The organism is Archangium sp., from assembly GCF_057119385.1.
The window spans coordinates 1-23,215 of sequence record NZ_DBNGVP010000062.1 but is presented as its reverse complement, the minus strand read 5'-3'; the positions used below and the strand labels follow the sequence as shown (position 1 = coordinate 23,215).

At 69.8% G+C, this 23,215-nt stretch carries 25 protein-coding genes; 16 read left to right on the top strand and 9 right to left on the bottom strand.

Features of this window, described 5'->3' with window-relative positions; genetic code table 11:
* Window positions 1-18 precede the first annotated feature (18 nt).
* Genes AC16DP_RS14320 through AC16DP_RS14310 form a run of 3 tightly spaced genes read left to right on the top strand, consistent with a single transcriptional unit; the run spans window position 19 to window position 2,289 of the window.
* Window positions 19-1,014, top strand: coding sequence for an MvdC/MvdD family ATP grasp protein (locus AC16DP_RS14320; protein WP_329729838.1), 996 nt, complete (start codon window positions 19-21; stop codon window positions 1,012-1,014).
* Window positions 1,015-1,033: 19 nt separating this feature from the next.
* Window positions 1,034-2,008: an MvdC/MvdD family ATP grasp protein gene (locus tag AC16DP_RS14315; protein ID WP_329729839.1), complete on the top strand. Its 975-nt coding sequence runs from the start codon at window positions 1,034-1,036 to the stop codon at window positions 2,006-2,008.
* Between the two features lie 47 nt (window positions 2,009-2,055).
* Window positions 2,056-2,289 (top strand): hypothetical protein, encoded by a 234-nt coding sequence (locus AC16DP_RS14310; protein WP_043394185.1) that lies wholly within the window; start codon window positions 2,056-2,058, stop codon window positions 2,287-2,289.
* 1 nt (window position 2,290) lies between these two features.
* On the opposite strand, the gene AC16DP_RS14305 is transcribed toward AC16DP_RS14310, so the two are convergent.
* The 3 genes from AC16DP_RS14305 to AC16DP_RS14295 all read right to left on the bottom strand — a co-directional run bounded on the left by AC16DP_RS14305 (window position 2,291) and on the right by AC16DP_RS14295 (window position 4,206).
* Window positions 2,291-2,869 carry a HesA/MoeB/ThiF family protein gene (locus AC16DP_RS14305; RefSeq protein WP_329729840.1) on the bottom strand — a complete coding sequence of 193 codons (579 nt, stop codon included), beginning with the start codon at window positions 2,867-2,869 and terminating at the stop codon, window positions 2,291-2,293.
* A gap of 12 nt (window positions 2,870-2,881) precedes the next feature.
* Window positions 2,882-3,127, bottom strand: coding sequence for a hypothetical protein (locus AC16DP_RS14300; RefSeq protein ID WP_329729841.1), 246 nt, complete (start codon window positions 3,125-3,127; stop codon window positions 2,882-2,884).
* A 125-nt stretch (window positions 3,128-3,252) separates the two neighbouring features.
* Window positions 3,253-4,206, bottom strand: coding sequence for a DUF1684 domain-containing protein (locus AC16DP_RS14295; RefSeq protein ID WP_329729842.1), 954 nt, complete (start codon window positions 4,204-4,206; stop codon window positions 3,253-3,255).
* A gap of 238 nt (window positions 4,207-4,444) precedes the next feature.
* Here AC16DP_RS14295 and AC16DP_RS14290 point away from each other — a divergent pair, with 238 nt between their 5' ends.
* On the top strand, window positions 4,445-5,104 hold the full coding sequence (locus AC16DP_RS14290) for a DUF2231 domain-containing protein (protein WP_329729843.1): 660 nt from the start codon (window positions 4,445-4,447) through the stop codon (window positions 5,102-5,104).
* Window positions 5,105-5,122: 18 nt separating this feature from the next.
* Here the strand turns inward: AC16DP_RS14290 and AC16DP_RS14285 are convergent, their stop codons facing one another.
* On the bottom strand, window positions 5,123-5,389 hold the full coding sequence (locus AC16DP_RS14285; protein WP_329729844.1) for a hypothetical protein: 267 nt from the start codon (window positions 5,387-5,389) through the stop codon (window positions 5,123-5,125).
* A 17-nt stretch (window positions 5,390-5,406) separates the two neighbouring features.
* Between AC16DP_RS14285 and AC16DP_RS14280 the strand changes: the two genes are divergently transcribed.
* The 4 genes from AC16DP_RS14280 to AC16DP_RS14265 are packed head-to-tail and all read left to right on the top strand — an operon-like array spanning window position 5,407 to window position 8,114.
* A complete protein-coding gene (locus AC16DP_RS14280) occupies window positions 5,407-5,898 on the top strand; it encodes a hypothetical protein (RefSeq protein ID WP_483956725.1) in 492 nt (163 codons plus the stop codon).
* Complete coding sequence (locus AC16DP_RS14275) at window positions 5,790-7,340, top strand: TIM-barrel domain-containing protein (protein ID WP_329729846.1); 1,551 nt, start codon at window positions 5,790-5,792, stop codon at window positions 7,338-7,340. The genes AC16DP_RS14280 and AC16DP_RS14275 overlap by 109 nt, the downstream gene beginning before the upstream one ends.
* A 46-nt stretch (window positions 7,341-7,386) precedes the next feature.
* Complete coding sequence (locus AC16DP_RS14270) at window positions 7,387-7,755, top strand: hypothetical protein (RefSeq protein WP_329729847.1); 369 nt, start codon at window positions 7,387-7,389, stop codon at window positions 7,753-7,755.
* 5 nt (window positions 7,756-7,760) lie between these two features.
* Complete coding sequence (locus tag AC16DP_RS14265; protein WP_483956724.1) at window positions 7,761-8,114, top strand: hypothetical protein; 354 nt, start codon at window positions 7,761-7,763, stop codon at window positions 8,112-8,114.
* Here the strand turns inward: AC16DP_RS14265 and AC16DP_RS14260 are convergent.
* Genes AC16DP_RS14260 through AC16DP_RS14250 form a run of 3 tightly spaced genes read right to left on the bottom strand, consistent with a single transcriptional unit; the run spans window position 8,094 to window position 11,269 of the window.
* Complete coding sequence (locus AC16DP_RS14260) at window positions 8,094-8,468, bottom strand: hypothetical protein (RefSeq protein ID WP_329729849.1); 375 nt, start codon at window positions 8,466-8,468, stop codon at window positions 8,094-8,096. The genes AC16DP_RS14265 and AC16DP_RS14260 overlap by 21 nt on opposite strands.
* A gap of 52 nt (window positions 8,469-8,520) precedes the next feature.
* Window positions 8,521-9,480 carry a hypothetical protein gene (locus AC16DP_RS14255; protein ID WP_329729850.1) on the bottom strand — a complete coding sequence of 320 codons (960 nt, stop codon included), beginning with the start codon at window positions 9,478-9,480 and terminating at the stop codon, window positions 8,521-8,523.
* A gap of 16 nt (window positions 9,481-9,496) precedes the next feature.
* Window positions 9,497-11,269 carry a vWA domain-containing protein gene (locus tag AC16DP_RS14250; protein ID WP_329729851.1) on the bottom strand — a complete coding sequence of 591 codons (1,773 nt, stop codon included), beginning with the start codon at window positions 11,267-11,269 and terminating at the stop codon, window positions 9,497-9,499.
* 369 nt (window positions 11,270-11,638) lie between these two features.
* Here AC16DP_RS14250 and AC16DP_RS14245 point away from each other — a divergent pair, with 369 nt between their 5' ends.
* From AC16DP_RS14245 to AC16DP_RS14235, 3 genes are read left to right on the top strand one after another with little or no spacing between them, the layout of a single operon-like run.
* Complete coding sequence (locus AC16DP_RS14245; protein ID WP_329729852.1) at window positions 11,639-13,930, top strand: ATP-binding protein; 2,292 nt, start codon at window positions 11,639-11,641, stop codon at window positions 13,928-13,930.
* Entirely contained in the window at window positions 13,927-14,391 is a 465-nt protein-coding gene (locus AC16DP_RS14240) for a response regulator (protein WP_329729853.1), read from the top strand. The genes AC16DP_RS14245 and AC16DP_RS14240 overlap by 4 nt, the downstream gene beginning before the upstream one ends.
* The gene (locus AC16DP_RS14235; protein WP_329729854.1) at window positions 14,388-15,905 is read left to right on the top strand and encodes a sensor histidine kinase; all 1,518 of its coding nucleotides are present in this window, start codon (window positions 14,388-14,390) and stop codon (window positions 15,903-15,905) included. The genes AC16DP_RS14240 and AC16DP_RS14235 overlap by 4 nt, the downstream gene beginning before the upstream one ends.
* 27 nt (window positions 15,906-15,932) lie before the next feature.
* Here the strand turns inward: AC16DP_RS14235 and AC16DP_RS14230 are convergent, their stop codons facing one another.
* Both AC16DP_RS14230 and AC16DP_RS14225 read right to left on the bottom strand, forming a co-directional pair.
* Window positions 15,933-18,272: an acyl-CoA dehydrogenase family protein gene (locus tag AC16DP_RS14230; protein WP_329729855.1), complete on the bottom strand. Its 2,340-nt coding sequence runs from the start codon at window positions 18,270-18,272 to the stop codon at window positions 15,933-15,935.
* A 72-nt stretch (window positions 18,273-18,344) separates the two neighbouring features.
* Window positions 18,345-19,490 carry a sensor histidine kinase gene (locus tag AC16DP_RS14225; protein ID WP_329729856.1) on the bottom strand — a complete coding sequence of 382 codons (1,146 nt, stop codon included), beginning with the start codon at window positions 19,488-19,490 and terminating at the stop codon, window positions 18,345-18,347.
* Between the two features lie 230 nt (window positions 19,491-19,720).
* On the opposite strand from AC16DP_RS14225, the gene AC16DP_RS14220 reads away from it, so the two are divergent.
* From AC16DP_RS14220 to AC16DP_RS14200, 5 genes are all read left to right on the top strand, one after another.
* Window positions 19,721-20,023 (top strand): PRC-barrel domain-containing protein, encoded by a 303-nt coding sequence (locus AC16DP_RS14220; RefSeq protein WP_329729857.1) that lies wholly within the window; start codon window positions 19,721-19,723, stop codon window positions 20,021-20,023.
* Window positions 20,024-20,578: 555 nt separating this feature from the next.
* A complete protein-coding gene (locus AC16DP_RS14215; RefSeq protein WP_329729858.1) occupies window positions 20,579-21,745 on the top strand; it encodes a serine/threonine protein kinase in 1,167 nt (388 codons plus the stop codon).
* A gap of 8 nt (window positions 21,746-21,753) precedes the next feature.
* Complete coding sequence (locus AC16DP_RS14210; RefSeq protein WP_329729859.1) at window positions 21,754-22,176, top strand: helix-turn-helix transcriptional regulator; 423 nt, start codon at window positions 21,754-21,756, stop codon at window positions 22,174-22,176.
* A gap of 7 nt (window positions 22,177-22,183) precedes the next feature.
* Window positions 22,184-22,561, top strand: coding sequence for a helix-turn-helix domain-containing protein (locus AC16DP_RS14205; RefSeq protein ID WP_329729860.1), 378 nt, complete (start codon window positions 22,184-22,186; stop codon window positions 22,559-22,561).
* Between the two features lie 57 nt (window positions 22,562-22,618).
* The coding region (locus AC16DP_RS14200; RefSeq protein ID WP_483956723.1) for a serine/threonine-protein kinase at window positions 22,619-23,215 on the top strand (597 nt) is incomplete at its 3' end.

Below are 23,215 nucleotides of genomic sequence, written 5' to 3'. Positions count from 1 at the left end.
TGAGCGTCTGGTTCCGCCATGCCCCCCGCCCGCGACATCGTCCTGCTCTTCACCCACAGTGCCGACTTCTACACAGTCGACCGGGTGGCGGAGGAACTGTCGCGGCGGGGGGTTCGTTCCGTGCGGATCGACACGGACGGCTTTCCGGCGCGGCTGGAGCTGACGTCGAGCCTGGGGCCCGGTGCGGACGAGGTGGTGCTGCGGACGGCGGCGGGCGAGCTGCGCGGCGAGGACGTGCGGTCGGTGTGGCTGCGCCGGCTGGTGTCCCCCTGGCTCGATGAGTCGCTGGACCCCGGCTGGCGGGAGAGCTGCGTGCGCGAGTCGAGGGCCGCGCTCGAGGGGTTCCTCGACGGGCTGCGTGCCGCGGGCTGCCCCTTCATCAACCCGCTCGGCGTGGAGCAGGCGGGCAACAAGCTGCGCCAGTTGCGGCTGGCCATGGCCCAGGGGCTGGAGGTGCCGCTCACGCTGGTGACCAATGACGCCGAGCGCGTCCGGTCCTTCTTCGCGCGCGTGCGGGGCCGCATGGTGGCCAAGATGCAGACGCCCCTGACGCAGTCCATGGCGGGCGGGCAACCCTTCGTCTACACGTGCGCGATCGGCCCCGAGCACCTCGCGGAGCTGGAGGCGCTGCGTCACAGTCCCATGATGTTCCAGGAGCGGCTCGACAAGGCGCACGAGCTGCGGGTGGCCGTGGTGGGCGAGCGGTGCTTCGTGGGAGCCATCGACGCGTCGCGCTCGGTGGAGGGGCAGGTGGACTGGCGGCGCGCGCGGCCGGGCGAGGTCCACTGGGAGAAGGGCGAGCTGCCCCCCGAGGTGGCCGGGCGCCTGGTGCGTCTGGTCGCGGAGCTGGGGCTGGTGTACGGCGCCGCGGACTTCATCGTCACACCCGAGGGACGTCACGTCTTCCTCGAGGTCAACCCCGGGGGCGAGTGGGGCATGCTCGAGAAGGAGCTCGGCCTGCCCATCGCCGCGGCCCTGGCCGACGCGCTCGCGTCCGCGGGCCCTCCCCCCTGACGGCACACGCGGGAACGTCATGGCCATCCTCATCGTCACCCACTCCCAGGACAACGAGGCGCCTCACGCCGTGCGGCGGGCCCTCGAGGCGCGCGGCGAGCGCGTCTACCGCTTCGACTCGGATCTGTTCCCCACCCGGCTCCAGCTCTCGCTCGACGAGGCGGGGGCGGGGCGGCTGTCGGGGCCCGATGGGGAGATCTCGCTCTCGGACATCTCCGCCATCTGGTACCGCCGCAACGCCACGGGCGCGGGCATTCCCAAGGACATGGATGAGCAGCTGCGCAAGCCCTCGGTGGAGGAGAGCCGGCGCCTGGTGTTCGGGATGATGACGGCGCTCGAGGTGTTCCAGCTGGATGCGCTCGACGTGGTCCGGCGCGCGGAGCACAAGCCGCTGCAGCTCAAGCTGGCGCGGGCGCTGGGCATGGAGGTGCCGCGCACGCTGATGACCAATGATCCCGAGGCGGTGCGTGCCTTCGCCGCGAGCTGCCCCGGCGGGGTGGTGACGAAGATGATGTCCTCCTTCGCCGTCTACGACGAGCGGGGGCGGGAGCAGGTGGTCTTCACCACGCCGCTGGAGGCGCGCGAGCTGGAGGACCTGGAGGGGCTGGACCTGTGTCCGATGACCTTCCAGGAGCGGCTGGCGAAGCAGGTGGAGCTGCGGGTGACGGTGGTGGGGGAGCGGGTGATGGCGGCGGCCATCGACTCGCAGGCGCTGCCGAAGGCCCGGGAGGACTGGCGCCGGGAGGGCGTGGCGCTCATCGACGCGTGGAAGGCCTATACGCTGCCCGAGCGGTTGGAGAAGCAGGTGGTGCGGCTGATGGATGCGCTGGGGCTCAACTACGGCGCGTTCGACTTCATCGTCACGCCCGAGGGCCGGCACGTCTTCCTCGAGGTGAATCCGGCGGGCGAGTTCATGTGGTTGATGCGCCACCCGGGGTTGCCCATCGACGAGGCGCTGGCGGACGTGCTCTCCGGACGCGCGGCCCGCCGGTGAGGATCCAGTGGTCCGGCCCGAGCCCCCGGTGGTACGGTGCCGGCCCCATGGCAAAGTCCCCGTGCCCCGTGACGCTGAAGCAGTTCCAGGAGAAGGCCGAGCCGTTGAAGGTGGTCATCAACGGCCAGGAGATGCTCGCCGAGGTGAAGGCCTTCTCGACGGGCTCGTTCGGCTGGAACATCAACGGCAAGATGACCATCACCGTCGATGGCAAGCCGGTGTCGGTGCAGATCGGCATGAACATGACGGTGGTGGGCTCGAAGGAAGCCGCCCGGGAGTGACTCACGACGCCGTGGGCGTCACCGCCACGAGGCTCACCATCGCGTCGCGGCGGGTGCCGTGCTTCACGAAGTCCTGCACCACCCGCGCGAGCGTGGCGCCGAGCTGGCCGATGAGGGGCAGGTGGGCCCCGCCCTCGCAGGTGGCCTGACCCGCGGTGTCCTCGGCGTCCGGGACGAAGCGCTCGTCCCAGCGCACCAGCCCGAAGGTGCCGTCCGCCGCCAGCGCCCCGTGCACCAGCGGCTTGCCCGCCGTGCGCGCGAAGTCGCTCAGCAGCACCCGGCTCGCCTGGTTGTCGAAGCAGTCGACGAGCAGGTCCGCGCTTGTGCACAGCGCCGCCACGTTGTCGCGCGTCACCCGCACGCCGAAGGCCTCCGCCTTCACCCCGTGCAGGTTGAGCAGCTGGAGCTTCAGCGCCTCGGCCTTGTTCTTCCCCACCGAGGGCTTCACGAAGGCCTGCGCGAGCAGGTTCTTGGACTCCACCCGGTCGAAGTCGACGAAGACGAGCGAGGCCTCCAGGTTGCGGCACAGCACCGCCGCCGTGGAGCCGATGGCCCCCACACCACAGAAGAGGATGCGCATGGCCGGCCCTCCTCAGGCCCCGAAGGGCACCTTGGGACGCAGGTAGATGCGCTCGTCCCCGCGGGGGCCGCGGAACCGGTCCACCACGTAGTGGACGAAGGCGTCCTCGCGCAGGTGGGCGATGTGCAGCCCCGGCGCTCCACCCGAGCGCACCACCTCCACGGCGATGCGCCGCACGTCCACGTCGGACACGTGGCCGTCCAGCTCCAGGGGCAGGTCCGAGGACAGGCCGTTGTAGGTGATGTTCAGCGTCGCCATGTCACGCCTCCTTTGGGGGCGGCCCGGTCCGGGCCTCGTGGGGAGGCTCGCGGACCGGGCTCATGGCCCTGGGGACGCGGGAGGGCGGGTCTTCCTGACGCTCTTCCTGACGCTCTTCCTGACCCTCAATGGTCGCCGTAGCGCTTCTCGCCGGCCTCCACGCGCAGCTTCAGCCGGTTCTGCGGCGGAGGCAGCGGGCACGTGGCATAGGGCGAGAAGGCGCACGGGGGGTTGTAGGCCCGGTTGAAATCCAGCACCACCCTCCCGTCCTTGGGCGGGTCCGCGTAGAGGAAGCGCCCCGCGCCGTAGGAGTCCGTCCGGTTGGTCAGGTCCCCGAAGATGATGAAGAGCGGCTCCGTGGGGCTCTCCTGGACCGGATCCAACCGGTACTCCTCGCCATTCACCTTGAAGAAGAGGGTGCCCGGCGACGTCATCTCCTCCACCGTGCCGAGCACGTTGGGCACCGGCACCTTGCGCGGGTTGGCCGCCGGCTCGAAGCGGCCCTCCACGCGCCAGGTGGCGCTCACCGGCCAGGTGGGAATGCCGTGGAACTGCTTGCGAGCGGGGGCCTCCGCGTCCTTCACCCGGAGGCCCAGCTTCTCTCCCCGGCGGATGACGTAGAAGCGCAGCGAGCCCAACGCGAGCACGTCCGCGTCGGACTCGGTGGCGCCCAGCTCCCCGCCCTTGAAGGGCTGGCCCGCGCGGGTGAGGGAGACCCCGGGCTGCACGGTCATCGTCACCGTGCCACCCTTGCGCGTGAGGGTGCCCAGGTGCGCGGGCGTCCCCTGGGGGAAGACGACCTCGTTGTCCTCGGCGGAGCCCACGCGGTTGTCTCCCTCCTTCAGCCAGTGCAGGCCCACGAGGCTGAGCCAGCCGTCCTCGGACGTGAGGTTGGCGATGCGCTTCTGGTGCCAGGCGCGCGTCTCGGCCTCGAGGTCGAACGGCTTCTCTTCGGTGGGCCTGGCTTCGGCGGGCTTCGTGGTGGCGGGCTTCTTCATGGCGGGTCGGGACGGGGGCGCGGCGACCGAGGGGGTCGCGAACGCCAGCGTCGACAAGGTGAGCAGACGTGCAATGCGCATGGCCCGACCATGACAAGACCTTCGGGGCCCGTCCACCACCCGCGAGGCGGGGAAGCGAGGAGGCGCGCGGGGAGTGCTCGCGGGGTTGGCGGCGGCCGGTGGTCTGCCCATGGCCAGACGGGTTGGCAAGAGGCTCGCCACCTCGTCCGTCCCTCCCCGGAGGGCCTCGTGGAGTCCGGTGGGGCGGGTTGTCCGCCGGGCGGTGCGCCCCAAGCTTTCCAGGACGAGGAGGACTGTCATGGACATGCGCGTACACGAGCTGCACCCGACGTTGATCCACGCGCCGTTGGCGTTGTTGCCGTCCACGGTGGTGGTGGACCTGACGGCGGCGCTCACCGGGAACGAGAAGCTGGACAGCGCGGCACGGACGCTGTGGTGGACCACGGCGGCGAGTGGGCTGCTGGCCGGGTTCGCCGGGATGGCCGCGTCGCAGGAGGTGAAGGCGGACCGGCACTCGCGCGACATGATGTTCCTGCACGGCCTGGGCAACGTGGGCCTCGTGCTCGGGGCGTTCGGCGTGGCCGCGTGGCGCACCGGGCACCGCTCGTCGCTGTTCTCCAGCCTCGTGGGGCTGGGCGCGTTCGCCATGGCGGCCTACACCGGCTGGCTGGGCGGCGAGATGGTATACACGCACGGCGTGGGCGTGAAGGAGCTGACCATGAAGGGCGAGGACCTGGATCTGCTCAGCCCCTCGCTGGCCTCGCGCCAGGCGCCCGCCCGGTTGCTGCGGGATGCGGTGAAGGGCCTCGGGTGGCTGCTGGGCCGCGCCCGCCAGGTCTTCTCCGGCCGCGAGCAGCTCGACCCCAGCGCGTTCGGCGTGACGGCCGTCGAACAGAAGCTGGAGCAGCAGCCCGCGGTGGAGTCCGGGGAGTCCCGTCCCGAGTTCCGTCCGGTGTAGTGCCGCTGCCCGGGGCGCTCAGCGGCCGCCCTGGTGCACCAGGGCGCGCCGCAGGGAGAGGAGCATGCGCCGCACGGCGTAGCCCTCGAAGTCCTCCACGGGATCCACGCTCGAGGGGAAGGTCTCGAGCAGGCTCTCCAGGTAGCGCAGGGCGTGCGCGGCCGCTCCCGGGCCATCGACGGGGACCTCCTTGGAGTCCAGGGTCTCGTCGAGATGGAAGGCGCCCGCCACGAGGCTCTGCCAGCGATCCGTCCGTCCTCTGTCTTCAGGGTTGTCCGTGCTCACGGGCCCCATCTTAGACCATGCGCCTCGAAGACCTGTCCGTAGAGCCCACCCGTGTCACCTTCTGGGGCCCGCGTGCCGCACTGCAGGTGAGTTGTCCCCTGCCCGGAGTGTTGCGGTTACGACACCTCCCGGTGTTCAAGCACACCGCGCTGGGGCCTCGCGAGCTGCCGGTCAAACAGTCCTGGGCCGTGGTGGAGCAGCGGGAGCTGCCGCTCTCGGTCCGCCGCGAGGAGCAGGGCGGGGTGGCGGTGGTGGTGACGGAGGCGCTCTCGTTGGAGGTGACGCTGGCCCGGGGCACCTGGCGCCTGCTCGACGCCGCCGGCCGGGAGCTCGCCCGGTGCGAGGACGTCTCCGGCGAGGTCATGCCGGACTATCCCGTGGACCGCTTCCGCTGGACTGCGTGTCCCTCGATATCGACTACATGGAGGGCTACAAGGTCTGGACGTGGGACCGGACGCGCTACCCGGACCCCGCGGGCCTGGCGCGCGAGGCGGCCGCGCAGGGTGTGAAGCTGGTCCCCATCATCGATCCGGCGGTGAAGGCCGAGCCGGGCTACCGCGTCTATGACGAGGCGCTCGCTCGGGACTTCCTCGTGCGCAACGACCGGGGCAGCGTGCTGCTCGGCGAGGTGTGGCCCAAGCCCGCCACCTTCCCGGACTTCACCCGCGAGGAGGTGCGCACGTGGTGGGGCCGGTGGCACCAGGGCCTCCTGGAGGCGGGCATCGCCGGCGTCTGGAACGACATGAACGAGCCGGCGTGCTTCTCGCTGCTGAATGGCCGGGAGACCTTCGACATCAAGACGGCCCCGGCGGTGCATCTGGGCAAGGTGGAGGGACCCACGCTGCCGCACGACGCACGGCATGGCCACAGGCGCCACCTGGAGGTGCACAACGTCTATGCGCTCGGCATGGCCCGGGCGGCGTACGAGGGCATGCGCGAGCTGGCTCCCGAGCGGAGGCCCTTCATCCTGACGCGCGCGGGCTCGGCCGGGATTCAGCGTTACGCGGCGGTGTGGACGGGGGACAACTCCAGCTATTGGGCACACCTGGAGCTCTCGCTCACCATGCTGCTGGGGCTGGGCCTGTCCGGTGTGTCCTTCGTGGGCGTGGACGTGCCTGGGTTCCTTGGCCGCGCGAATGGGGAGTTGCTCGTGCGCTGGATGCAGATGGGGACGTTCTACCCGTTGATGCGCAACCACTCCGGGAAGGGGACGCCTCCGCAGGAGCCCTGGCGCTTCGGCGAGCCGTACCTGTCCCTCGCGCGCGAGTGCCTGGAGCGGCGCTACCGGCTGCTGCCCACGCTCTACACGTTGTCACACGAGGCCTCCGTGGAAGGGCTGCCGGTGATGCGCCCGCTCGTCATGTACGCGCCGGGAGACGAGGAGGCACTGCGCACGGATGACGCGTTTCTCTTCGGGAAGGACCTGCTCGTGGCTCCGGTGGTGCGCCAGGGCCAGAGACGGAGGCTCGTGTATCTGCCCGAGGGCCGGTGGATTCCGCTCTTCAACCTGGGGGTTCCAGAGGAGGCCATGGAGGGGAATCAGCACGTCATCGCCGAGGCGCCGCTGGGCACGGTGCCGATGTGGCTGCGGGCGGGAGGCGCGCTGGCCCTCACCGAGCCCGCGCTGCACACCACCTCGGCCAACTGGTCTCAGCTGACGTGGCATGTGCACGTGGCGGAGCGGGTGGAGGCGCGGTTGTACGAGGACGCGGGCGAGGGCTACGGCGAGTCGCGGCTCACGCGGTTGAGTGGAGAGCGGGGAGGGGAGCGCTTCGTACTGGAGCGGAGGACGGAGGGCTCGCTGCCGCTGGCGCGTGACACGGAGACGCTGCGGCTCTACGGGGTGCCAGTGCCGCGTGAGGTGGTGGGCGCGCGGGAGCACCGCATGCGGGACGGGGTGCTCGAGCTCACGGTGGACGCCAGGTGGCAGCGGCTGGAAGTGCGGCTCTGAGCCCCACCGCTTTCAAGGTGCTATCTCGATTGGATACACTGCGGGCATGCGCGTGCTCTGCAGGTTGCTCATTTGTGGACTCCTCTTGGTGGCACGCCTTGGTCATGCAGGGAGTGCGGGACAACCCTCCCTCTCGCCGGCCACGATGGTTCTGGCCGCGGCTCTGCCAGATTCGATTCGCTTCAAAAACTTTGGTGGAATGCCTGAGTATGTCCGCATCTCGAGCAGCCAAGGCCAATATCTCTCGTGGCAGAATCGCGCCATCATGTCCGACAACAATTTTCATATTGCAGTCCGGTATGGGGGGAGGATTTACGATGCATTCACGGGGTCCGGAGGAATGCTCGAAAAGGATTACCTCCAAAGCATCATCATGGCTGGTGAGCCCATCATCAAGACGGTGGTGTCTCCTTGAGTCACATGCGTCCACCCATGGATTGGAGAGGCCGTCATGTCAGCACTCTCGACATCCTGCTGTTCATTCGGGATGAGCTTCGCGATGGCACCATGCTCGAGATGTTCATCGGGGCCGTGGACATCCATCGCTTCAACGCCTTCGTCCAAGGTAGCGAGCTCACCCTGTATTACAACCGTGTACCCAATGACTCCTACCAGGAGTTTCTCGCTTGGCTTCGCGACGTGAAGCAGGAGTTTCCGCAGGAAGGCGGATGGGCCAGGAAATGCCTTGAGGATTGTGGCGGAGACCACCTCCGTGCCATCCAGAAGTTCCTCGAGCTCGCCGCTGAGTTCGCGTCACAGCACAAGGTTGTCTGACCGTCGGCGCATGCCGGAGTCCGCGCGGAGGCTCCTGGTCCACGTGGGCTCCTCGGTGACGCGCACGTCCCGGCCGCCCTCGCGCACGACCATGCCGTCCGGCGCCACCACCGAGAAGCGCACCGGCCGCCCGAGCGCCTCGGTGAGCGCGGCCATCGTCGTCTCGTCCTCGGCGCTGAAGCCCAGCGGACCCACGGGGTGGCTGTGCGAGATCTCCTCCAGCTCCCCGCGCAGCCGCCAGATGGCCTCCCAGCGCGCTCGCGAGTCCGGCAGCCACACCGGGCTGTCCGAGGCATCGCTCCACAGCACCGTCCCGTCCCGGCCAATGAGCAGGCAGACCTCACGCGGCTTCATGGGAAGACCCTCACCCCCGCCCCTCTCCCAGGGGGGAGAGGGGCGTCTCGTCTCAAGCGTGCCGGGTGATGACCAGCACGTCGTCCTCAATGGCCTCGCGGATGACCGATGGCAGGCTCTCCAGGTTCACCTGCCGGTCCGACCCCGCGAGGCAGATGCCCGCGTCCACCACCTGCAAGGTGTCCGCCTCCACGATGCTGATGAAGCGCTCGCCCATGAAGCCGAACGTCACCTCGAGCCGCTCGCTCCCCAGCCGCCGCGTGTCGAGCAGCCGCGCTCCCGCCGACTCCAGCACCCGTTCCACCCGCGTCGCCCCGTGCGCCTGCCGCGAATGCCTCGCGTCCAGCCGCGCGGCCTCCTCCACCCGCCGCCGCTGTGCCTCCAGCGCCAGCAGCCGCGTCTCCACCGCCCGCACGTGTACCTCGCGCTCGGACGCCAGCGCCCGCAACCGGGCCTCGGCCGCGGGACGGCCTCCCTCGGACACGGAGAGCACCTGCCCACGTACCTCAACGGGAGAGAAGCGGATGCCGAGCGCGCGCGAGGCACCCTCCAGCACCGCATAGCCAAAGGCCGCCCGCAGCGAGGCCGGCACGGCCTTCACCTCCGCGAGCGTCCGGCCCTCTTCCAGCATGAGCCGCGCCGTGCCCTCGGCCTCGCCCTCGAATTCAACCTCCTCGAAAACGAGCGAGCCGTCATGCCAGCGCCGGGCGCGCACCGGCGAGAAGCGCGGCGGCTCCTCCTCGGGGAGGAGGTGCACCGGCTCGGCCACCGCGCCCTCGCGCACCAGGCGCGTGCCCCACAGATGTCCACGAACGAGCGGGAGCCCGTCGAGCCCTTCCGGCCCGGCCGGCTCCCGCGCGGTGGCGGTGCGCCCCTGCACCTCGAAGCGCCACCAGCCCGGAGCGGGCGGCGTGGACACGCGGAGCCGCCGCGAGGGCGCATCGACGGACGCCCCACCGAAGTAGGGCAACACCGCCGACTCCACCTTCCCGAGGAACTTCCGGTAGTCCACGACACCCACTCCTTTCTCACGCCACCTTCAGCAGCGGCGTACGCATCACCCGCTCGACCCAGCCGGACTGGCTGGCCCCGGCCGCCGTCGGCGCGTCCATCAGCGCCTTCAGCACGCGGGGGACCTGGTACGGGTCATCGAACTGATCCACCGACACCTCACTGAACGGCACCTTCATCTGCCCCGCGCACGTGCGCACGGTGTTGCCCCGGTTGGCGGCGCTGGCCACACTCACCAGCATCGCCATGGCGGCCACGGTGTAGCCGCACTCGCGGAAGGCCCGGGCGAACTGGTCACCCGCCTCACCCGCCTCGTCACCCACGACGATGCAGATGAGCTTCGCCTCCTCCGGCACCCGCATCCCCGCCCGGTGCAGCGCATGCACACCGGCCGCGTGCGCCGTGCCGCCCGACGCCTTGATGCCCTGCAGCATGTGCTGCACCGCCGCACGGCTCGCCGCCTTCGGCTTGAGCACCGTCCCCATCGTGTCGAACGTCGCGATGTGCAGCTTCTCCAGCGGGAAGCCCGCGAGGATGCGCGACAGCGCCTCCTTGGACTGCTCGATGGCACCCTCCATGGAACCGGACTTGTCGATGAGGAACATCACCCGCACGTCCGTCTCCGCCGTCGCCTCCGCCACCGCCGCCTTCGCCGCGTTGTCGCTCGCCTCCTCCAGCTTCGTCTTCAGCTCCTGGCTGCGCACGTTCTTCACGATGTGGAGCGCCCGCTGGTCCGTCGCCGTCCGCACCGCCTTCTCCCACCGCGCGCGGATGGCCGCGTCGGACATCAACCCCAGCTCCTCGAGCGTGGGCGTCAGGATGCGCAGGTCCCGGTCGGACAGCGAGGGCAGCAGCGCCGCCATGATGGCCGGCGTCAGGCCCAGGTCCTTGGGCAGCCGGCCCACCACCTCCTTGTAGGAGAGGCGCTCCAGCTCGATCCACTCGCAGATCTCCGCCTCCGAGAGCCCATCGAAGCGCTCCCGCTTCACGAGGTGGAGACCCTCCAGGCCCACCGAGCGGTGGCCCGCGGCCGCCTGCTTCTGCTTCCAGCCGAGCACCTCGAAGAAGGCCTGCGTCACCGGCTTGTAACCGGCCTTGCGGGCGATCTTCTTCAGCGTCTCCTTGTAGCCGGCCTTCACCAGGCCCTGGAGCATGGGCACGTTCTGCTCACGCAGCCGCAGCCACTTCGTGGCGACGGTCTTCCACCGGCCCATGGGCGCCTTGCGGGACGCGGGGTCCCCGAAACCGGCCTCGCGGTTGAGGCGGGCGATCTCCGGCGTCTCGAGCAGCTCGGCCACCCGCAGCACCGCCTTGGGCGTGAGCATGCGCGTGGACTTGCGCTCGTAGTGGAGGATCATCGCCTCACCGATGGAGCGGAAGTCGTCGTCGAGGAACGCGATGGAGCCGTCGTCCTCGCGCACGGGCTGGCCGGAGTGGCTCTGCACGAGCATCAGCGCGCACGTGGCCACCTTCAGGTCACGCCAGTCCGTCTGCGTGAGCGCGTAGGACGCGAAGTGCGCCATCAGGTCCGTGTTGAGCCGGTAGATGTCGAGCAGCTGGCGGTAGAGCTTCACCGCGGCGGGCACGAAGAGGCCGGGCTTCACCGGGGTGGAGCGGCGCGCGAGCTCCGCGCTGGCGCCCTGGGCCGCATGCCAGACGCCGTTCACGTCCAGTCCCGGGCGGTTGTGCCACAGGTGGGCGGAGCCCCCGAGGACCAGGTCCAGGAGCTTCTCCGCCGGGCCGCGCTGGGCCTCGGGAAGCGTGGGGTTGGCCGGGTTGTGCGTCGTCATGTGCTGCCCCTCCAGGAAAGGTCGCGCCCGAGTGACCCGGCCATGGATTTGACTTGGATGGTCAAATTGACGTTTCAGGTCAATGGGGCGTGTGGGGCCGGGTCGGCCGGGCGCGATGTTCTCGTTCTGCCCCGAAGGACGACGCTTCCCGAGGTTCCTGACGGGGGGATTTCAGGCGCGAGATTCCTCCAGGGGCAGGTCTCCTGGCAGGTGAGCAGACAGGTGACGGGAGATGAACACTCCGCTGGCGAGCGGGTGCCGGAGCGAAAGGCGGGTGGGCAGCTTGGACGGCGGATCGATACGTTGCGCCGCCGTGGCCGGTTGGAAGGCCTGTGGCTACCGGCTGTGGGCCGTGGTGGAGGACGTGAAATGCAGACCGACGGGGCCAGGCCCGGGCAGGTGGTGGACCTGACCAACTGTGACAAGGAGCCCATCCACATCCCCGGGGGCATCCAGCCGCATGGCGTGCTGCTGGTGCTCCAGGAGCCGGCCCTGACGATCCGCCAGGTCAGTGAGAACGCCGAGGCCCTGCTGGGCGTGTCCGCGCCCTCCCTGCTGGGGACGCCGCTCGAGTCCCTGCTGACGGAGCCCCAGTCCGCGAGCATCCGCGCATGTCTCCTCTCGGAGCGGCTCGAGGAGAACAATCCCCTCGAGCTCACCACGCGCGCGGGCGGCCGGGAGCGCTTCTTCAATGGCATCGCGCACCGGCACCAGGGGCGGCTCATCCTCGAGCTGGAGCCCACGTCCGGGCAGGAGGCGCTGCCCTTCTTCGGCTTCTACCACCAGGCGCGCCGCTCCATGTCCCGCCTGCGCAACGCGAAGGACCTGAGCGCCCTGTGCCTGGAGGCCGTGCGTGAGGTGCGGCGGCTCACCGGCTTCGACCGCGTCATCGCCTACCGCTTCGACGAGGAGTGGAATGGCGCGGTGCTCGCCGAGGATCGGCTGGAGACGATCGACTCGTACCTGGGCCTGTGGTTCCCCGCCTCGGACATCCCCCGCCAGGCGCGCGAGCTCTACACCCTCAACTGGCTGCGCATCATCCCGGCCGTCGACTACGTGCCCGCGCGCATCCTCTCGCTGCCGGAGGACGCCGGGCAGGGCCCGCTCGACATGTCCTTCTGCGTGCTGCGCAGCGTCTCGCCCATCCACCTGGAGTACCTGCGCAACATGGGCGCGCCCGCGTCCATGAGCATCTCGCTCCTCAAGGAGGGCCGTCTCTGGGGCCTCATCTCCTGCACCCACGTGTCGGGCGCCAGGTACGTCCCCTACGAGGTGCGCAAGGCGTGCGAGTTCGTCGGCGAGTTCATGTCCTCGCTCCTCGTCACCAAGGAGGGCCACGAGCACTATGATCAGCGCATCCGGGCCCAGTCCATCCAGGTGCGGCTGCTGGAGCGGATGACGCGCCACCCCGACTTCGCCGTGGGGCTCACCCAGCCTCCGCCGGAGCTGCTGGAGCTGACCGGGGCCACGGGCGCGGCCGTCTACTTCAACGGCAGGACCACCATCATCGGCCAGGCCCCCAGCGACGAGCAGCTCCAGGGCCTCATCGACTGGCTCGCCGCCAAGCCGGATCCGCGGGAGCTGTTCTGCACCGCGTGCCTGTCCAACCACTACCCCGAGGCGGCGGAGTTCAAGGACGTCGCGGCGGGCCTCATCGCGGCCTCCATGTCGCGCGGCCGCCACAACTACGTGCTGTGGTTCCGCCCCGAGGTGGTGCAGACGGTGGCGTGGGGCGGCAATCCGAACAAGCCGGTGGACATCGACGGTGACCAGCCGCGGCTGCACCCGCGCAAGTCCTTCGCGCTCTGGAGGGAGACGGTGCGCGGCAAGTCCCTGCCCTGGAAGGACTACGAGGTGGAGGCGGCACGGGAGCTGCGGCGCAGTGTCATCGACATCGTCCTGCAGCGCAGCGAGGAGCTGCTCAAGCTCAACATGGAGCTGGAGCGCAGCAACGTGGAGCTGGACTCCTTCGCCTACGCCGCCAGCCATGATCTCAAGGAGCCGCTGCGCGGCATCCACAACTACACCAGCCTGGTGGTGCGCGAGCAGGCCGACAGCCTCTCGCCCACCAACCTCAAGCGCATGGACACGGTGGTGCGGCTCACCCAGCGGATGGAGAGCCTCATCAACTCGCTGCTGCACTACGCGCAGGTGGGCCGCACCGAGCTGTCCCTGCGGGAGACGGACCTCAACGAGGTGCTCTCCTCGGTGCTGGAGGTGCTCAAGCCGCGCATGGACGAGTTCCTGGTGGAGGTCCGCGTCCCCCGGCCCCTGCCTCCCGCGCTATGTGACCGGGTGCGCATGGCCGAGGTCTTCACCAACCTCCTCACCAACGCCATCAAGTACAACGACAAGGAGAAGAAGTGGGTGGAGATTGGCGCCATGGGCACGCCTGACGGCGGTACCACGTACTACGTGCGCGACAATGGGATTGGCATCAAGCCCGAGTACCACGACACCATCTTCCGCATCTTCAAGCGCCTGCACGGACGCGACAAGTACGGCGGTGGCACCGGGACGGGGCTGACCATCGTGAAGCGGCTCATCGAGCGGCACAACGGGCGCCTGTGGCTGGAGTCCCAGCCGGGCGCGGGCACCACCTTCTTCTTCACCCTGGGCAGCGAGAAGGCGGAGCCCGTCACCGAGGTGGAGGCGAAGTGAACCGCGGCCTGCCCATCCTCGTCGTGGAGGACAACGACGAGGACTTCGACATGCTCCAGATGACCTTCCAGGGCGTGTCCATTCCCAACCCCCTGTACCGCTGCACCGAGGGGGAGGAGGCCCTGGAGTTCCTCCACCAGACCGGCCGCTACGCGGACCCGGAGCAGGCCCCGCGGCCGGGCCTCATCCTGCTGGACTTGAACCTCGCCGGCCTGGACGGCAGGCAGGTGCTCGAGCACTTGAAGAACGAGCCCCAGCTCAAAAGCATCCCCGTCCTCGTGTTCTCTACCTCTGACAACCCGAAGGACGTGCAGAGCGCCTACGCGCATGGAGCGAGTGGCTACCTCCTCAAGCCGGTGGACCTGCCCAGGTTCGAGAGAATGATTCAGCTCTTCAAGGATTTCTGGCTGGAGCACATCGTGCTCCCGGCGGGTGAGGCCCGCGAGGGTGCCCGGAGATGAGCCGGCGGGCCCTGACGGTGCTCCTCGTCGAGGACAGTCCGGAGGACCGCGATGTCTTCCAGACGTACCTGCGCGAGACGGGGGAGTACGACTTCCGCTTCCTGGAGGAGGAGGACGCGGAGGTGGCGCTCCAAGTGTGTGCGAGCGAGCACGTGGACTGCGTCCTGCTGGATTACGACCTCCCCGGCATGAACGGCCTGCAGTTCCTCCGCCGGCTGGAGGACGAGGAGGGGTACCTCAGGCCCCCCGTGGTGATGGTGACCGGCCGGGGGAACGAGCGCATCGCCGTCCAGGCGCTCAAGAGCGGAGCGTCCGACTACCTGGTGAAGGCGGAGGTGACGCCCGGCAGCCTCTACCGGGCCTTGCGCAACGCGGTGGAGAAGGAGGACATCCGCCGGCGCTTCACCGAGCAGCGCACGCGGGCGGGGCGCGCGGAGGATCGGCTCCGGCTCGCCCTGGAGGTGCTGGAGCACGGCGATGCGATGCTCGTGCTCGACAAGGACTTCCGCGTCGTCTTCGCCAACAAGAGCCAGGAGCGCCTCGCGGGCAAGCCGATCCGCGAGACCCTGGACCGCAACTTCTGGGAGCTCTGGCCCGACGCCGCGGACCCGAGCCGCAAGTATTGGATCGAATACCACCGCGTCATGCGCGAGCGGGTAGCGGTGCACTTCGAGGAGTACTACCCGCCCCTGAACCGGTGGACGGACGTGGGCGTCTACCCCACGCAGGATGGGGGCATCGCCATCCTCTACCGGGACATCTCCGACAAGAAGCGGGCCGAGGAGCTGGTCCGGGCGGAGGAGCGGCGGCGCGCCGAGTTCGAGCAGCAACTCATCGGCATCGTCAGCCACGATCTGCGCAACCCCATCACCGCCATCTCCCTGGGGGCGGCGAGCCTGCTGCGCCGCGAGGACCTGGATGAGCGTGCCCTCAAGACGCTGGTGCGAATACAGTCCTCGGCGGAGCGGGTGACGCGGATGATCCGCGACCTGCTGGACTTCACGAAGGCCCGCCTGGGTGGAGGAATCGACTTGCTACGGATGCCCATGGACCTGCACCACCTCACCCGGCTCGTCGTGGACGAGGTCCAGATGTCGTTCCCCGAGCGCGAGGTCCAGGTCGTCTCGGACGGAAACGGCGAGGGCGAATGGGACGGGGACAGGATGGCGCAGGTGCTCACCAACCTCATCACCAACGCCTTGAAGTACAGCCCGGCGGAGACGCCCGTGCTGGTGCGGACGTTCGGCGGGCCCGGGAGTGTGCAGCTGGAGGTCCACAACCAGGGGCCGCCGATTCCGCCCGCCGTGCTCGCCCACCTCTTCGAGCCCATGCGGCGCGGCGTGGCCCAGACCCGGGCCGACCGGTCGGCGCGCAGCATCGGCCTGGGGCTCTTCATCGTGGACCACATCGTCCGGGCACACGGGGGCAGCATCCACGTGCGCTCCACGGACACGGATGGCACCCTGTTCGGCGTGCGGCTGCCTCGCAAGCCGCCGGCCGCCCTGGGACCGTGAGGCCCGGAGCGGCCCGCGCTCTCGGGCTCAGGGCGACGGCTTGCCCAGGGCGATGGGGGCCGCCAGGCACGTGTCGGGGATGCCGAAGGCCTTCGTGAGCGCCACCGCGTCGGGGCGGAGCTCGGCGCACAGCCGCGTCACCTCCTTGCGGATGGCCTTGGCCTTGGCGCCCTCGAGGTGATCGTTCTCCAGGAACCAGCCGCTCGCGTCCTGCAGGCAGCCCAGGCCGTACACGTCACACAGCCGGCCGAGCACCGCCTTGAGCGCTGGATCTTCCACCTCGGCGACGCCCAGGAGGAACTGCTCCAGCACCACGCGCTCCACGTGCGCGTGCGCGAGCGCCAGCAGGTGGTCCTGGCATTGGTTGAAGGCCTCGAACGAGTCCACTCCGGAGCTCAGTCGCTCGCGCAGCCGCCGCGCCGCCGAGGCCAGCAGGTCCGACTCCCGGAAGCGCAGCGCGCGCAGTTGGAAGTCGCCGTCGCGCAGGTGCTCGCTGCCCGTGCGCCGCACCGAGAAGGGGTTGCGGTCCCCGAGCGCCCCCGCCGCCCGATCCACGATGAGCCGCATCACCGTGAAGACGCGGTCATCCTCGAACTGCTGCCGGTAGCCGGTGAGCAGGCTCTTGGCCACCAGTTGCAGCAGCACCGTGTTGTCGCCCTCGAAGGTGGCGAAGACGTCCGTGTCCGCCTTGAGCGAGGGCAGCCGGTTGGCCACGAGGTAGCCCTGGCCTCCGCATGCCTCGCGCGCCACCTGGAGCGTGCGCGTGGTGTGCCGCGAGGCATACGCCTTGAGGCCCGCCGCCAGCGCCTCTACCTCCAGCGCGTCCTCCTCGGTGCGTCCCACGTAGCGCTTCACCAGGTACTTGAGCGCGAAGTCCAGGGCGTACGTGGTGGCCAGCGGACGCAGCAGCCGGAGCTGGTGCGCCTGGTAGTCCAGCAGCCGCACCTCCTGCGCACCGGCCGGGCCGAACTGCCGGCGCTCGTCCCCGTAGGAGATGGCGATGCTCAGCCCGCTCTTGGCCGCGCTCAGCGCCGCGCACGCCACGCTCACCCGGCCCGCCACCAGCGTGCCCAGCATGGTGAAGAAGCGCTTGGAGACACCGGTGATGGCGCTGCTGTACTCGCCCTCGGGGCTCACCTGGGAGAAGCGATCCAACAGGTTCTCGCGGGGCACGCGCACGCCGTCGAACCACAGCCGCCCGTTGTCCACGCCGTTCAGCCCCATCTTCAGGCCGCAGTCCTCCACGCGCACCCCGGGCAGCAGCTGGCCCTCCTCGTCCCGGAGGGGGACGAGCAGCGCGTGGACGCCGTGGCGCTCGCCCTTCACCTCGAGCTGCGCGAACACCGTGGCCATGCGCGCGTGCAGGGCCGCGTTGCCGATCCACTCCTTGCGCGCCGACTCCGAGGGCGTGTGCACCACGAACTCGCCGCGCTCCGCGTCGTAGCGGGCCAGTGTCTCCACGTCGCGGACGTTGGAGCCGTGGCCCAGCTCGCTCATGGCGAAGCAGCCGGGCAGCTCCACCGAGGCCACGCGATGCAGGTACTCGCGGTGGTGCCGCTCGGTGCCGAGGAAGTAGATGCTTCCGCCGAACAGCCCGAAGTGCACGCCCGCCTTCACCACGAGGCTCAGGTCGAAGAAGGCGAGCGTCTCGAAGGCGGCGATGAAGCGGCCGAGGTCCACCTTCTCGAGGTTGTCCGGGTACGCGAGCTGGCCCAGCCCGCGTGCGGCCAGCTGCTTGAGCCAGGCGAGCACCCGGGCGCGGTAGCCGGCGGTGTCGCGCTCGTCCACGTAGCGGAAGCCCGGGTCGGCGAGCCACTCGCGGACGCTGGCGCGCTCGGCGGAGTAGGTGCGCTCCAGCACGGCGCGCAGCGCGTCCACGCTGAAGGAGTGGGGCTCGGGCGGCTGGACGGCGTGGAGCCTGGGGACGGCGACGAGCGTGCGCACGGCCTCGGCACCGGACACGCCGAGCGCCGTCTCCACGGGGGCGAGGCTTCGGGCCAGCTCGGGCATGGGCGCGGGCAGGGCGTCCTGGCCGCCCATGGCCTCGGCGAGCTGGGCCCCGAGCTCCACGAGGCTCTTCTGGTCACTGCGGGAGAGGCGCTCGGCGGTGCGGCGGATGTGCTCGCCCACCTGGGCGAGTGCGCTGGGGCTGGGCGGGTTGAGGGGATCCAACCAGTTCGCCAGCACGGCGGTGGAGCGCAAGTCCAACCAGTGCTGCGAGCGGGCCGCGGCGCCCAGGGTGCGAATCTCCTCGGGGGTCAGCTCGCCGTCGGTCCATGCGACGTAGAGCATGGGGACGAGGGGGGCGAGGCGGGGGAGGGACAGCAACTCCTGCGCGGATGGGCCCTGCACATCATCGATGGCCATGAGCTTCTCTCCAGGGGTTCGGGCGGAGGGGCAGCTTGCCCGCGAGAGGGCCCTGGCGTCGAGCGATGTCGGCTAATGCACCGTACGTGAGGCGTCATTCTCGAGGGAGCGCTCCACGCGTCCCTCGGTGTGCCCCTCCCGCGCACGCACGGCCCGGGGCAGGCACAGACGGAAGGTGCTGCCCCGGCCCGGCTCGCTCTCGAGTTCCAGCGTCCCGCCCTGTGCCACCGCGGAACGGAAGGCAATGCTCAAGCCCAACCCAGCGCCACCGGGTTGTTCTGGCCGCACGGGCCGGAAAAGCTGCCGCTGGCGCTCGGGGCTGATGCCGGGGCCGGAGTCCTCCACCTTGAAGACCACCTCGTTCTCCCGCTCCTCCAGCGTGACGCGCACGAAACCCTTTTCGGTATACTTGATGGCGTTCTGGATGAGGTTTCCGAGCGCGTCCACCAACAGGTCCCGGTCCACCTGCATGCGCGCGGACCGGTTGGCGGAGATGTCGAGCCGCAAGCCCTTGCGGCTGGCATCGTGCTCGTAGTCCGCGACGAGCTGGTCGATGACCTGGGCTGGGGCGAGGGTCTCCGGATGGACAGGCAGCTCGTCGGGTTTGAATCGCTCCAGCCGGAGGATGCCGTCGACCAGCCGGCTCAGCCGGTCCACCGTGCGGCGTAGCCGCTCCACGGCCTGGGGGTCCGGCGCGGCCTTCCCACCTTCCAGCTGCTGGACATACAAGCCCAGCGTGGAGACAGGCGTGCGCAATTGGTGCGCGATGCCCGCCACGTACTCCGCGCGCTCACGGGCCACCTGTTCCGCCTGGCACCTTGCGAACCGGCGCGCCGACTCGGCTGCGAGCTCGAAGATGGCGATGGAGAAGAACGAGTAATCCTGGACGGACACCTGCTCGTCCCGCTCGTCGAGCCAGAGCCGGACGGCCTCGATGACGTAGGCGTACTCGCGCACCACTTCCTCGATGGGCTCCTCATCGCGCACACGCTGCTCGGGGTCCAACCGTCCGGGCTGCTCCCACAGCTTCCGGGGAGATTCAGAGGTTCCTCTCTCTCGCAGGGATTCGCCGATGACCCGGAGTTGGACGGCCAGGTGGTCCTTGATCGCGGCCTCCGTCATTCCGGGGATCGCGGGCCCCTCCTGCTGCCACCGCTCGTACCACCGGTGCACGAGCTCGTCGGTATGACTGCAGAGCAGCTCTCCGAGTGAGGCCATTCCTCGCGCTCCCATGGACACCATGCCTCGAAGGAAGATGGCGATTGTGGCCGGTAATGCCCACACCGCCCCAGTGCCTCACCGGGTGGGGAGCAGCCGAGCGGTCCGGCGCCAGCTCCTGGACTGACTCCTTCCTGCCAGGCGCCGGGTCTGCCCTTGCGAGGTCGGCCGCGCGGCTCAACCGTTGCAGGAAGCCAGGTCCTGCCTGGCTTTGTGATGGAGGATGGGTGATGCGGCTTTCTGACGACAATCTGCGCGGGCGAACCGTCATTTCATCGGACGGGCTGGCGATCGGGGAGATCTCCACACTGTTTCTTGACAGCGAAGCCTGGCGCGTGGAATCGCTCCAGGTCAGGTTGCGCAAGGAGATAGCCGACCGGCTTGGCGCGGAGCGCAGCGTGTTCCACGCGGGAGCACTGGAGATTCCGATCCGGATGATCCACTCCGTGGGTGACGCGGTCGTCCTGTCGGTGGAGGTCGATGGGTTGCGCCAGGTCCTCCCAGGTGCGAGCGAACCGGCGCCTGCTCACTGATTCGGTTTCGACAGGAGGAACGCAATGGCTGTCAAAGCCTGCCCCGCGGATGAGGTGAGCTCGCCCGCGGAGGTCGGACACCGGGGCGCGGACGGGCACCGGAGCCATGGCGCGGTAGACGTCCACGGTGAAGGCCGTGGTGGCCAGCGAGAAGCCCAGCCGCGCCACCACGGCCAGCTGCGCCACCAGCAGCGCGCGCCAGGCCGCGAGCCGCGTCTTGCGCTGGTCCCCCTCGCGGGACGGCCCTGGCGTCGAGCGATGTCGACTCAGTGGAGGGGCTGGCCGAGGGCGTCGAGGACGGGACGGCGGGAGGGGAGGGCGCGGCGCTCGGGGTCGTAGGGTCCAGGGGTGACACTCCATTCTCGTAGGTCATTTTGTCTCCATGACCTGCGCGGTTGGACAGGGCTTGCCATGAATTGCGCGCCGTGCTACCCGTCTGGCCGTTCTCCGTGGGAAACCCATGGAGTCACCGGGGTGCCGTCATGCCGAGCGAAAGCCATTCGCTTCGGAAGAGGGCCCGTCTTTTCCACTGCCATCTCCTCCCTGGAGTCACGAATGTCCGAGCCGACGGATTCCGACAGGCCCTTGTCCCCACTCGACTTCGAGGCAAACGAGTACCGCTACTCGATTCAACGCCCCCTGGTCTCCCATCCGGATTACGACACCCTGCTGATCGCCTCCCGCCAGTCCCTTGAGGGCGGCGCGCTCGAGCGGGTCATCCTCAAGCCCATCGTGCTGGGGGATGAGCGTGCGTGGCGCACCCGGGCCATGGAAGAGGTGCACCTCTCCCGTTGCCTGCGCCACCCCAACATCGCCCGCGTGCTCGGCCCCGCGCTCGACGACGAGCGGGCCTATGTGGTCATGGACATGGACCCCGGCCGTTTCCTGCTTTCCATCATGGACACGGCCATTTGCGTGCGGCGCAAGCTGTCCCACGGCTTCGCGGCCTACGTGGCCGCCGAGGTGGCGGATGCGCTCGACCATGCCCACCGCGCCGTGGATGACGAGGGCAGACCGCTCCACCTCGTCCACCGCGCCGTGGGGCCCATGCGCATCCGCCTGGGCGACACCGGCCGGGTCCAGCTCACCAACTTCGGCGCGGCCTGGTCGGAGTTGATGGGCCGCATCCGCACGCCGCCCGGGGTGCTCCGGGGAGACCCGGCCTATACCGCTCCGGAAATCCTACGGGGTTTCGAAAAACCCGAGACGGGCCAGCGCGACCCGCTCACCCCCCTGGCCCTGGACGGACGGGCCGACATCTTCTCCCTGGGGCTGGTGCTGCTGGAGATGCTGCTGGCCCGCTATCCGCTCGACCCGCCCGACACCCTGTGGCTCGGCCTCGAGCAGCGCTTCCCGCCCGAGGTGCGCTGTGAGCGGTCTTCCTCCCTCCTGCCCCTGGAGACATTGGCCAACCGCCTCCTGCACTTCGGTCCGGAGGAGGTGCGACAGGCGGCCCGGGAGTTGCCCGAGCCGCTGCGGCGCATCGTCACCAGGGCCCTGCGTCCCGAGCCCGCCGAGCGCTATCGGACGGCGGGCCAGATGCGCGACGAGCTGCGCGATTTCCTCCAGGCAGACGGACAAGCCCCCTACGGTGCGAAGCAGGCGCGGGCGGAAGTGAAGCAGCTCTTCGCGCAGGCCCCGGCCCCCTCCGAGCTTCCGGCCTATTCCGTCGTCGAGATGGGCGCCCTGCCCGCGCCTCCGGACATGAACCTCGAGGAGTGAGACCCGCCATGAGGGAGCGACACAAGACACGGGATGCAATCGCCCGCGAGTTCTCGAAGCAGGTGCGGGAGGCACGCGGCGAGGCGGGGCTGACCCAGTGGGAGGTCGCCGAGCGCATGGGGATTGCGACCGAGGTATACGGCCGCATGGAGCGGGGCCTGTTGCTTCCGAGCCTGCCGATGCTGCTGCGGCTCTGCGGTGTGCTCATGGTGGATGCCAACGGGTTGCTGGGCCTTTCCGGCAAGCGGGCCCCCGAATGGCTGGTGAAGCCCGTTGTCCTGGAGAGCGAGCCGCCCGCGATCCGGCGTCTGGTCCGCACGGCACGGCAACTGCAGCCGAGGCAGCTCCGCGCGCTGGGCACCGTGGCCAACGCCATGTTGCCCTCTCTGGAGGAAGGGCAGGGACGCGACCCCGGACACCCCACGGGTTGAGGGCTCGGTGGAAACCGGACAGCTCTCCAAGTCCCTGGGAGACGTGGCCCGGGCTGCCCGCGAGAGGCTGGGACTCACCCAGGCCCAGGTCGCGCGGCAGCTGGGAATCGTCCCCAATGTGTACGGCCGCATCGAGCGGGGCCACATGATGCCCGCCGTCCCCACGCTGCGCAGGCTGGCCCTGGTGCTCGGCCTGTCCGCCGACGTGCTGCTGGCCCTGGGCCGCGCGGACGTGGCGCCCTCGTTGGAGGCGCCTCCTCCCGAGGACAACCTGTCCCCGGAGCTGCGGCGGACGGTGCGCATGCTGCGCGGCTGGTCCCCCGCGAGGGTGAAGTGGCTCAACCGCATCCTGAGGGCCATTGAGAACGCGCCCGAGGACGCGTGAGCGGGACGGGGGCTGTCAGGGCCGCGGCCATGAGCGGCTGTGCTAACCTCCGAGGTCATGAAGCCGGCACGACTCACGGAGACGGTGTGCTTCCAGCCTCTCGCCCGTGGAGACAAGGTGGGGGAGTACGAGGTGGAGGCCCCGCTGGGCGCCGGGGGCCACGGCCTCGTCTTCAAGGTGCGGCGCGCGGGGCTGCCCTTCGCCCTCAAGCTGCTGCGCGGCCGGAGCCTGGAGGCCCGGGGGCAGCGGGAAATCAGCATCCTGCGGCGCATCCAGCACCCCAACGTGGTGGGCTTCCACGCATGTGGCAGGTGGCCGCACCCGGTGCACGGTCCGCTCTACTTCGTCATGGACTTCGTCGAGGGCCGGACGCTGGAGCAGTGGGCGCTGGAGGACAACCCGTGCGCGCGCTGCGTGGCGCGCGTGCTTCTGGAGCTGGCGCGGGCGCTGGCGCACATCCACACCCGGGGCGTGCTGCACCGTGACCTCAAGCTGGAGAACATCCTGCTGCGCACCTCGGACGGGGCGCCGGTGCTGGTGGACTTCGGAATCGGCTGGCTGGCGGAAGAGCCCCCGCTCACGCATGGCACACTGCCGCCGTGCACCGCCGAGTACCGCAGCCCCGAGGCGCTGCGCTTCGCGCGCGCGCACACC